The following is a 1,824-nucleotide window of genomic DNA, read 5'->3' as shown; positions in this document are numbered from 1 at the left end:
ACATGTGCGGGATCATTGGCATTCTTGGGGGTCACGAGGTTTCTCCGCAGCTGGTCGAGGCGTTGAAGCGTCTTGAATACCGGGGCTATGACAGCGCGGGTGTGGCGACGGTGGACGGGTCGGGTCGGCTTGACCGGCGCCGGGCGGTGGGCAAGCTGGTGAACCTGTCGGATCGTCTGGTGCATGAGCCTTTGCCGGGCCATGCCGGGATCGGGCATACCCGCTGGGCCACGCATGGCGCGGCGACCGAGGCGAATGCCCATCCCCATCGCCGCGGTCCGGTGGCGATCGTCCATAACGGCATCATCGAGAATTTCCGCGACCTTCGGGACGAGGTCGTGGCGCTTGGCCTGACCCCGGAATCCGAAACCGACACGGAAATCGTGGCGCTGCTGACGGCCTGGCACATGTCCCAGGGCAAGTCCCCGGTCGAGGCCGCGCGGGCGACGCTGGCGCGGCTGCGGGGCGCCTTCGCGCTGGCCTTCCTGTTCGAGGGCGAGGGCGACCTGATGATCGCCGCGCGCAAGGGCAGCCCGCTGGCGGTGGGCCATGGCAAGGGCGAGATGTTCATCGGCTCGGACGCGGTGGCGCTGGCGCCCTTCACCGACCGCATCACCTATCTGGAAGATGGCGACCACGCGGTCATCACCCGCGAAGGCGCCGAAATCTTCAATGCCGCGGGGGCGCCCGCCAATCGTGAACTCCAGCAGATCGATGTCGGCGCGACCCAGATCGACAAGGGCGGCTATCGCCATTTCATGGCCAAGGAGATCGCCGAGCAGCCGGTGGTGCTGGGCGATGCGCTCAGCCATTACATCAAGGAGGACCGGATCGTCCTGCCCGAGGCGATCGATTTCCGCGATGTCGACCGGCTGACGCTGGTGGGTTGCGGCACCGCCTTTTACGCGGCCTCGGTGGCGCGCTACTGGTTCGAAAGCCTGGCCGGGCTGCCCTGCGACCTGGATGTGGCGTCCGAGTTCCGCTATCGCGAGCCGCCGCTGTCGCCGAAAAGCTGGGCCATGTTCATCAGCCAGTCGGGCGAGACCGCCGACACGCTGGCGGCGCTGCATTACGCCCGCGACAAGGTCGCCCGGACGGTGGGGGTGGTGAATGTGGGGACCTCGGCCATCGCGCGGGACGCCGACATCGCGCTGCCGACGCTGGCGGGGATCGAGGTCGGCGTGGCCTCGTCCAAGGCCTTCACCTGCCAGCTTGCGGTGCTGGCGGTTCTGGCGCTGAAGGCGGCGCATGACCGCGGCCGGCTGGACGATGCCGGGCTGCGCGCCCATCTGGCGGACCTGCGCACCCTGCCGGGGCTGCTGAACCGGGCGCTGGCGACCAGCGACGAATGCCGCGCCCTGGCGGGCTGGCTGTCCGAGGCGCAGGACGTGCTTTATCTTGGCCGCGGCCCGCTTTACCCGGTGGCGCTGGAGGGGGCGCTGAAGCTGAAGGAGCTGAGCTATATCCACGCCGAGGGCTATGCCTCGGGCGAGCTGAAGCACGGCCCGATCGCGCTGATCGACCGCAACGTGCCGGTGGTGGTGGTCGCGCCGCGCGACGCGCTGTTCGAGAAGACGGTCTCGAACATGCAGGAGGTGATGGCCCGCCACGGCCAGGTGCTGCTGATCTCGGATGCCGAGGGCATCGAGAAAGGCGGCCACGGCGTCCATGCCAGCCTGGCCATGCCCAGCGGCGGCGGCGCCTTCCAGGCCATCCTTTACGCCGTGCCCATGCAATACCTCGCCTATCACACCGCCGTCGCAAAGGGCACCGACGTCGACCAGCCGCGAAACCTCGCTAAATCCGTTACCGTCGAGTAGCGGC

At 68.4% G+C, this 1,824-nt stretch carries 1 protein-coding gene; it reads left to right on the top strand.

Annotation, left to right across the window (positions count from 1 at the left end; all coding sequences use genetic code 11):
- Window positions 1-2: 2 nt before the first annotated feature.
- Entirely contained in the window at window positions 3-1,820 is a 1,818-nt protein-coding gene (gene glmS / locus RM190_RS23265) for a glutamine--fructose-6-phosphate transaminase (isomerizing) (protein ID WP_311761863.1), read from the top strand.
- Window positions 1,821-1,824 lie beyond the last annotated feature (4 nt).

Origin of the sequence: Paracoccus broussonetiae (genome assembly GCF_031854425.1) — a bacterium.
GTDB classification, from domain to species: domain Bacteria; phylum Pseudomonadota; class Alphaproteobacteria; order Rhodobacterales; family Rhodobacteraceae; genus Paracoccus; species Paracoccus broussonetiae.
This window is presented reverse-complemented; position numbering and strand designations above follow the sequence as displayed.